This window comes from Microbacterium sp. P2_F9 (assembly GCF_056403635.1).
The window spans coordinates 1-8,030 of the sequence record NZ_JBFUFC010000181.1; the positions used below are offsets into that span (position 1 = coordinate 1).

8 protein-coding genes are annotated in these 8,030 nt (G+C 69.4%); 1 reads left to right on the forward strand and 7 read right to left on the reverse strand.

Features of this window, described 5'->3' with window-relative positions:
* Positions 1 to 23 precede the first annotated feature (23 nt).
* A complete protein-coding gene (gene thiL, locus AC1DVT_RS15830) occupies positions 24 to 1,019 on the reverse strand; it encodes a thiamine-phosphate kinase (protein WP_457098364.1) in 996 nt (331 codons plus the stop codon).
* Between the two features lie 69 nt (positions 1,020 to 1,088).
* Here thiL and AC1DVT_RS15835 point away from each other — a divergent pair, with 69 nt between their 5' ends.
* Positions 1,089 to 1,559: a DUF3515 family protein gene (locus AC1DVT_RS15835; RefSeq protein ID WP_457098363.1), complete on the forward strand. Its 471-nt coding sequence runs from the start codon at positions 1,089 to 1,091 to the stop codon at positions 1,557 to 1,559.
* Here the strand turns inward: AC1DVT_RS15835 and AC1DVT_RS15840 are convergent.
* The 6 genes from AC1DVT_RS15840 to leuC all read right to left on the reverse strand — a co-directional run bounded on the left by AC1DVT_RS15840 (position 1,556) and on the right by leuC (position 7,991).
* A complete protein-coding gene (locus tag AC1DVT_RS15840) occupies positions 1,556 to 2,650 on the reverse strand; it encodes a D-alanine--D-alanine ligase family protein (protein WP_477389957.1) in 1,095 nt (364 codons plus the stop codon). The two genes, AC1DVT_RS15835 and AC1DVT_RS15840, sit on opposite strands and share 4 nt — an antisense overlap.
* Complete coding sequence (locus tag AC1DVT_RS15845) at positions 2,550 to 3,686, reverse strand: NAD(P)H-dependent glycerol-3-phosphate dehydrogenase (protein ID WP_477389958.1); 1,137 nt, start codon at positions 3,684 to 3,686, stop codon at positions 2,550 to 2,552. Before AC1DVT_RS15845 ends, AC1DVT_RS15840 begins: the two co-directional genes overlap by 101 nt.
* A complete protein-coding gene (locus AC1DVT_RS15850) occupies positions 3,676 to 4,446 on the reverse strand; it encodes a lysophospholipid acyltransferase family protein (RefSeq protein ID WP_477389959.1) in 771 nt (256 codons plus the stop codon). The genes AC1DVT_RS15845 and AC1DVT_RS15850 overlap by 11 nt, the downstream gene beginning before the upstream one ends.
* Positions 4,447 to 4,453: 7 nt before the next feature.
* Positions 4,454 to 5,824, reverse strand: a complete 1,371-nt coding sequence (gene murA, locus AC1DVT_RS15855; protein ID WP_457098359.1) for a UDP-N-acetylglucosamine 1-carboxyvinyltransferase — start codon at positions 5,822 to 5,824, stop codon at positions 4,454 to 4,456.
* 66 nt (positions 5,825 to 5,890) lie between these two features.
* Positions 5,891 to 6,487 carry a 3-isopropylmalate dehydratase small subunit gene (gene leuD / locus AC1DVT_RS15860; RefSeq protein WP_457098358.1) on the reverse strand — a complete coding sequence of 199 codons (597 nt, stop codon included), beginning with the start codon at positions 6,485 to 6,487 and terminating at the stop codon, positions 5,891 to 5,893.
* A gap of 1 nt (position 6,488) precedes the next feature.
* On the reverse strand, positions 6,489 to 7,991 hold the full coding sequence (gene leuC, locus AC1DVT_RS15865; RefSeq protein ID WP_457098357.1) for a 3-isopropylmalate dehydratase large subunit: 1,503 nt from the start codon (positions 7,989 to 7,991) through the stop codon (positions 6,489 to 6,491).
* Positions 7,992 to 8,030: the final 39 nt, after the last annotated feature.

Here is an 8,030-nt window from a genome sequence, read left to right on the forward strand (position 1 = left end):
GGAAAGGAGAAGGCTCGTCATCGTCATCCTGTCTTCGAGTCCCAATCACGATAGGGGTCCCATCCCCCACGCCCGTCGTGGGGTCGTCCATCCACCAGCACCGCGTGCTCTCCCAGCGCAGCGACCCTGCCGATCGCGCGGAATCCCGCCGGCAGCGCGACATCCGCGGCAAAAGTTGCGAGCAGCGCGTGGTCCTCGCCCCCGGAGAGGGCCGAGGCGGGGTCGTCGCCGAGCCATGCGCTGTCCAGCGAGATCGAGACACCGGATGCCGTCGCCATGCGCGTCGCGTCGAGCACGAGTCCGTCCGACACGTCCATCATCGCGGTCGCCCCCGCGGCGGCGGCCACCGGACCGAGCGCGATCGGCGGGCGCGGGCGAAGCTGGATGGCGACGTCGTTCCGCTCGGCCGGGGTGAGGACACCTGGATCGACGTGGACGGGTGTTCCGGCGGCATCCGTGAATCTGGCGAAGAGGATGCCCAGACCCCGGGCGGCATGACCCGGCTCCCCCGCGATCGCCACGACGTCACCCGCCCGTGCGCCCGACCGGAGCACCGGAGAGTGGCCGTCGAGCGTGCCGAGGGCCGTCACCGCGATCGTCAGCGTGTCCGAGACGGTGAGGTCGCCGCCCTCGACGACGCAACCCGGTGCGAGCTCGTCGCAGGCGGTCCGGAGTCCGTCGGCGAGCCCTTCGACGAACGACAGGCGGGTGTCATCGGGCATCGCGAGCGCCACGAGGAGCGCGGTGGGGCGGGCTCCCATCGCGGCGATGTCGGCGAGGTTGACGGCGGCGGACTTGAATCCGAGATCGAACGCGCTCGACCACGCGCGCCGGAAGTCGGGCCCATGGACGAGGGTGTCGACGGTGGCGACCACACGGCCATCGGGCGCCGCGATGACCGCCGCGTCGTCGCCGGGTCCGATCAGGGCACGCGACTCGCCGATCCGCTCGAGGATCCGGCGCAGGACCGCTCCCTCGCTGAGTTCGCCCACCGTCGGGTCATCCTCGGGCTCGCGCATCCCTCCACGTTACCGGGCGGGCAGGCGCCGCCGTGCTGGTGCGGCTCGGCAGGAGGTTAGCCTGGATGCGTGACCCGCCGCGCCTGGACTGCAGCCCTCCTGCTGACGTCTGCGATCGCACTCGCGGGCTGCGGTGCGACGGTGGCGCTGGATCCCGCGCCCGACGCGAACGACCCGCACTGCGCCGACGTGACCGTCCGCCTGCCGGCCACCGTGGGCGGCCAGGAGCGACGCTGGACCGACGCCCAGGCCACCGGCGCCTGGGGCACCCCCGCCACCGTCATCCTGACGTGCGGCGTCGAAGCGCCCGGACCGAGCACACTCCCCTGCCACACGGTCGAGGGCGTCGACTGGATCATCGACGATGCCGAAGCCCCGCACTATCGGATCACGACGTTCGGGCGCACGCCCGCCGTCGAGATCTATCTCGACAATGACGTCGTTCCGAGCGCGGACGTGCTCGACCGGCTCTCCCGCATCGTGTCGCTGCTGCCCGCAGACGGAGCGACCTGCACCGACCGGGTCGATCCCTCGAGCTAGGACGCGCGCTCGAGCGCGGTGTCCACGAGCTCCGCGATGAGCTCCGGGTAGGTCATCCCGCTGACGAGCCAGCACTTGGGGAACATCGAGATCGGTGTGAACCCGGGCATGGTGTTGAGCTCGTTCACGATGAGGCCGCCATCCGCGGTGAGGAAGAAGTCCACGCGCGCGAGACCCTTGCCGTCGACCGCTTCGAACGCACGGATGGCGAGGTCCTGAAGCGCCGCGCTCTCCTGGTCGGTGAGTTCTGCTGGGCACACCACCTCGGCGCCGTCTCCCCCGAGGTACTTGCCCTCGAAGTCGTAGAACTCCCGGGTGGTGAGCACGATCTCGCCGGGCAGCGACGCCCGCGGACCGGCACCGTTCCGGCCCTCGAGGATGGCGACTTCAACCTCGCGGCCGGAGATCGCGGATTCGATGAGCACCTTCTCGTCCTCGGCGAAGGCGAGCTCGAGGGCGGCGGCGAGCTCCGACGAGTCGTGCACCTTGGAGACGCCGACGCTCGATCCGGCGCGCGCAGGCTTGACGAACGCGGGCTCACCGAGGGCTGCGGCATCCGCCCGCACACCGTCCGGATCGCGCTCCCAGCGCGCGCGGGTGACGGTGACCCACGGGGAGACCGCGACGCCGGCGGCCTCGAGCACGATCTTCATGAAGTGCTTGTCCATGCACAGCGCCGAATCGAGCACGCCGCCACCCGCGTACGGGATGCGGAGGGTGTCGAAGAAGCCCTGGACCGTGCCGTCTTCGCCGTGCAGGCCGTGCAGGATCGGCAGGACGACGTCGACCGTGCCGAGGTCGTCGACCGTGCCATCGGCACGGCGAACGCGGAGTGCGCGCTCGGAGCCCCCCTCGGGCCAGACGATCCTGGTGCCGTTGTCGATGACCTCCGGCAGCCGCTCGACGTCGAGCGCGAACTTCGCGGGGTCGTCGTCCTCGAGGACGAACACGCCGTCGCGGGTGATGCCGACCGGGATCACCCGGTAGCGGTCACGGTTGATCGCGCGAAGGACGCCGCCCGCTGTTGCGGAGCTGATCGAGTGTTCGCTGGAGCGACCTCCAAAGAGCACTGCCACCGCCGGCTTGTCCATTCTGCGTCCTCTCGCCCTTGGGCTCGTCGTCGTCGGTAGTCAGGTGTGGCGCGATCTCGCGCGGGTTCATGGTTCCGTCGAGCACGCGCTTGACCTGCTCGACGATCGGCATCTCGATGCCGGATTCCTTCGCCAGCTGCAGCACCGGGGCGACCGAGGCCAGCCCCTCCGCCGTCTGGTTCATCTGCTTCACGACATCCTGGAAGCTGTAGCCCTGACCGAGCAGGCGCCCCGCCGTGTTGTTCCGGCTGAGCGGGGACTGGCACGTCGCGATGAGGTCGCCGAGGCCCGCGAGGCCCTGCAGCGTCTCGGGCGCAGCGCCCTGCGCGACCGCGAAGTCCGTCATCTCCACCAGCCCGCGCGTGATGATCGAAGCCTTCGTGTTCTCGCCGTAGCCGACGCCGTCGACGATGCCGATGGCGACGGCGATCAGGTTCTTGAGGACCCCGCCGAACTCGGTGCCGATCACATCAGTGTTCACAAAGGTGCGGAAGTAGTGGTTGCGCGCGCGGCGGGCCACGGCATCCGCGGTCTCCTGGCTGATCGAGGCGATCACCGCGGCCGTCGGCTGCTCGCGCGCGATCTCGAGCGCGAGGTTCGGCCCGGATGCCACGGCGATGCGCATCGGATCGCAGGACAGCTCCTGCTCGATCACCTGGCTCATCCGCAGGCCGGTGCGCCGCTCGACGCCCTTCATGAGCGAGACGATCGGCACGTCGGTCCCCGTGACGAGTGGCCGCACCGCTTTCAGGTTCTCGCGCACGGCCTGGCTCGGGATCGAGAGGTAGACCTGCTCTGCACCTTCGAGCGCCTCGGAGAGATGGTGCGTCGCATACATCTCGCGCGGGAGGTTGATGCCGGGGAGGTACTGGCTGTTGCGCTTGGCCTCGTTGATCTCGTGGGCCAGCTCGGGCCGGCGAGCCCACATCGTGACGTGGGCGCCGCCGTCGGCGAGCACCTTGCCGAACGTCGTGCCCCAGCTGCCTGCGCCGATGACGACCACGCGGGGCAGCCCGGCCTCGGATTTACGGCTCAAGGCGACCCGTCTCTCTCTGCCCGTGCTCGGCAGGATCCCAGCGCTTCTTGGGCGCGGGCTCGCCGCGCAGCTGCGACAGGAGCCCGGAGATGGCGCCCATGAGGCGGTCGGTGGCGGCGATGAGAGCGGCGGGCTGCGCCCGTTTGTCGGTGAACTCGGAGAGGTCCACCGGGTCGCCCACGATCACCCGCACGTGGCGCCGCAGCGGCCAGAGGCTGAGCTTGCCGTACCGGGGCAGGATGGCCTGCGCGCCCCAGTGCGCCATCGGGATGAGCGGGATGTCGTCCGCCAGCGCCAACCGGACGGCACCGGTCTTGCCGCGCATGGGCCACAGGTCGGGGTCGCGCGTGAGCGTCCCCTCGGGGTACACGATGACCCCGCGGCCGTGTGCGACGAGGATCTCGGATGCCTGGATGGTCTGGCGCGCCGCGGTCGCCGAGGACGAACGCGCAACCGGGACCATGCCGGTGGCGCGCAGGGCCCACCCGAGCACCGGCACCTTGAACAGGCTCTCCTTCGCCATGAAGCGCGGTGCGCGGCCCAGCCGCCAGACGGCGAGGGCGACGATCAGCGGATCGAACTCCGTCGAGTGGCTCGGCGCGAGGACGTACGGCCCTTCGCGGGGCAGCTTGTCGCCGTCGATGATCTCCACCCGCGCGATCAGGCTGAGGATCGGCACGATGACTGCGGCGAGCGGCCAGAAGACGCTCGGGCGCCGCTTCTCGTCGGACGCCCGCAGTCGGGGCGATGGCTTGGCCACGTGCGGGCTATCCGATGACGTCGAAGTCGGCGCCCAGTGCGTCGAGCTTGGCGAAGAGCTTCTCGTAGCCGCGACGGATGATGCCGACGTTGCGCACCACGGACTCGCCCTCGGCAGCCAGCGCGGCGATCAGGTAGCTGTAGCCGCCGCGGAGGTCAGGCACCACGACGTCGGCGCCGTGCAACGGTGTGGGTCCGTTGATCACGGCCGCCTGCTCGAGCGCGCGCCGAGGAACCCGCCGGTCGGGGCTGTCGATGCCGTCGGGGTGCACGACGATGTCGGCGCCCATCTGCACGAGGGCCTCGGTGAAGCCGAGCCGGTTCTCGTACACGGTCTCGTGGACGATCGACTGGCCCTCGGCCTGCGTCAGGGCGACGATGAGCGGCTGCTGCCAGTCCGTCATGAAGCCGGGGTGCACGTCGGTCTCGACGATCACCGGCTTGAGCGCGCCGGCGCGGCGGAACTGGATGCCGTCTTCGTGGATGTCGAACCAGCCGCCCGCCTTGCGGTACACGTTGAGGAAGGTGAGCATCTCCTGCTGCTTGGCCCCGCCGACGAAGATGTCGCCGTCGGTCGCGAGCGCGGCGCAGGCCCACGATGCGGCCTCGTTCCGGTCGAAGATGCAGCGGTGGTCGTAGCCGCGCAGCGTGTCGACGCCCTCGATCAGGATGACGCGGTTGGGCTCGTACGAGATGATCGCGCCCATTTTCTGCAGCACCGCGATGAGATCCATGATCTCGGGCTCGATCGCCGCGCCACGCAGCTCGGTGACGCCCTTCGCCTTCACGGCGGTGAGCAGCACCTGCTCGGTCGCCCCGACACTCGGATAGGGAAGGTCGATCTTCGCGCCGGTCAGTCCGTTCGGAGCGGTGATGCGGATGCCCTCGTACGTCTTGTCGACGATCGCCCCGAACGCGCGGAGCGCGTCCATGTGGAAGTTGATCGGCCGGTCGCCGATGCGGCAGCCGCCGAGGTCGGGGATGAGCGCCTCGCCGAGCAGATGCAGGAGCGGTCCGCAGAAGAGGATCGGGATGCGGGATGCCCCGGCATGCGCGTCGATCTCCTCGAAGTGGGCCGACACGGCGCCACTGGGGTCGAGGTGCAGCGTGCCGTCCTCTTCGCCGTCCACGACTCGCACACCGTGCACTTCGAGCAGCGAGCGCACGACCTGCACGTCGCTGATGTCCGGGACATCCCGCAGGACGCTCGTCGTCTCACCGAGGAGGGCCGCCACCATCGCCTTGGTGGCGAGGTTCTTCGCGCCCTTGACTTCGACACGACCCGTCAGCGGGCGACCGCCGCGGATCGCGAGGGTTTCTCCGGACAATTCGCGTTCTCCTGACTTCGGTTCGGCCGAATCGCTCAAGAGGGTGTTCATCCGGTGGGACCTCATCTGGTTCGTGGTCGAGGGGTGCGAAGGCGCCTTCGTGAGGCGTCGTCTGGTTCAGCGAACGGGCAGTGTGCGCGGTCGCCACGCCTCGCGGCGGGCCTCGAACTGCGCGATCTTGTCTTCGTTGCGCAGGGTGAGCCCGATGTCGTCGAGCCCCTCGATGAGCCGCCACCTAGTGTAATCATCGATGTCGAAGGGCACTCGGAGATCGCCGATGACGGCCGTGCGCGCCTCGAGATCGACAGTCATCCGGATGCCGGGATCGGCCTCGATCGCCGCCCAGATCGCCTCGGCATCCGCCTCGGTGATGACCCCGGTGAGCAGCCCCTGCTTGCCCGAGTTGCCGCGGAAGATGTCGGCGAACCGTGGGCTGAGCACCACCTTGAACCCGAAGTCGCGCAGCGCCCAGACGGCGTGCTCGCGGCTGGAGCCGGTGCCGAAGTCCGGGCCCGCGACGAGGATGCTCGCACCCTGATAGGCGGGCTGATTGAGGACGAACTCCGGATCCTGCCGCCAGCTGGCGAACAGCGCGTCTTCGAAACCGGTCTTGGTGACCCGCTTCAGGTAGACGGCCGGGATGATCTGATCGGTGTCGACCGCCGAGCGCTTGAGCGGCAGGGCGATGCCGGTGTGGGTCGTGAACGCGTCCATATCAGGCCTCCACCCTCGTCGGTCCCTGAGCTTGTCGAAGGGCGGGAAGATCGCTGGGGCTCGACAGGGTGCCGCGCACCGCCGTTGCGGCCGCCACGAGCGGAGAGACGAGGTGCGTGCGACCGCCCTTGCCCTGCCGGCCCTCGAAGTTGCGGTTCGAGGTCGATGCGCAGCGCTCCCCCGGTGCGAGCTGATCCGGGTTCATGCCGAGGCACATCGAGCAGCCGGCGAACCGCCACTCGGCGCCGAAGTCGGTGAACACCTTGTCGAGGCCTTCGGCCTCGGCCTCCAGCCGCACTCGTGCGGAACCGGGGACGACCATGACGCGCACGCCCTCGGCCTTCGTCCGGCCCTTGATGACCGATGCGAACGCGCGCAGGTCTTCGATGCGGCTGTTCGTGCAGGAGCCCATGAAGACGGCGTCGACCGCGACATCCTTCAATCGCGTGCCGGCCTGCAGATTCATGTACTCGAGGGCGCGCTCTGCGGCGGCACGGTCGTTTGGATCGGCGAAATCGGCCGGTGAAGGCACGACATCCGACAGCGAGACGCCCTGGCCGGGGTTCGTGCCCCACGTGACGAACGGCTCGAGCGCATCCGCGTCGAGGAACACCTCGGCGTCGTAGACGGCGCCCTCGTCGCTCGGCAGGGTCTGCCAGTAGGCGACGGCGTCATCCCAGTCCTGGCCCGCCGGTGCATGCGCCCGGCCCTTGAGATAGGCGAACGTGATCTCGTCTGGTGCGACCATGCCGGCGCGGGCGCCGGCTTCGATCGACATGTTGCAGACCGTCATCCGCCCCTCCATCGAGAGGGCCCGGATCGCGCTGCCGCGGAACTCGAGCACGTAGCCCTGCCCGCCGCCGGTGCCGATCTTCGCGATGACCGCGAGGATGATGTCCTTCGCGGTCACGCCGGGCTTGAGCTCGCCCTCCACCGTGATCGCCATGGTCTTGAACGCCTTGAGCGGCAACGTCTGGGTCGCCAGGACATGCTCGACCTCGCTCGTGCCGATGCCGAAGGCCATCGCGCCGAAGGCGCCGTGCGTCGAGGTGTGGCTGTCGCCGCAGACGACGGTGATACCAGGCATCGTGAGGCCGAGCTGGGGCCCGACGACGTGGACGATGCCCTGCTCCTTGTCGCCGAGCGAGTGCAGGCGGACGCCGAACTCCGCTGCGTTGCGACGGAGGGTCTCGATCTGCGTGCGGCTGGTCAGATCGGCGATCGGCTTGTCGATGTCGAGCGTCGGGGTGTTGTGGTCCTCGGTGGCGATCGTGAGATCGAGCCGACGCACCGGGCGACCCTCGGCGCGCAGGCCGTCGAACGCCTGCGGGCTGGTCACCTCGTGCACGAGGTGCAGGTCGATGTAGATCAGGTCGGGTTCGCCGTTGCCGCCCTTGACGACCAGGTGGTCGTCCCAGATCTTCTCGGCGAGGGTGCGGGGGCGATCCGGGATCGCCGACGCGTCGGCGCTCAGCGGAACTGCGCGGGAAACAGGGGTAGTCATTGCTCTGTCGTTCTCCTCGGGTGATGGATCAAGCCCGCA

What these genes read in the sequence shown, in the direction of transcription:
- murA (WP_457098359.1), bottom strand. Translation starts at nt 5,824, where the DNA reads ATGAACACCCTCTTGAGCGATTCGGCCGAACCGAAGTCAGGAGAACGC.
- AC1DVT_RS15840 (WP_477389957.1), bottom strand. Translation starts at nt 2,650, where the DNA reads ATGGACAAGCCGGCGGTGGCAGTGCTCTTTGGAGGTCGCTCCAGCGAA.
- leuC (WP_457098357.1), bottom strand. Translation starts at nt 7,991, where the DNA reads ATGACTACCCCTGTTTCCCGCGCAGTTCCGCTGAGCGCCGACGCGTCG.
- leuD (WP_457098358.1), bottom strand. Translation starts at nt 6,487, where the DNA reads ATGGACGCGTTCACGACCCACACCGGCATCGCCCTGCCGCTCAAGCGC.
- thiL (WP_457098364.1), bottom strand. Translation starts at nt 1,019, where the DNA reads ATGCGCGAGCCCGAGGATGACCCGACGGTGGGCGAACTCAGCGAGGGA.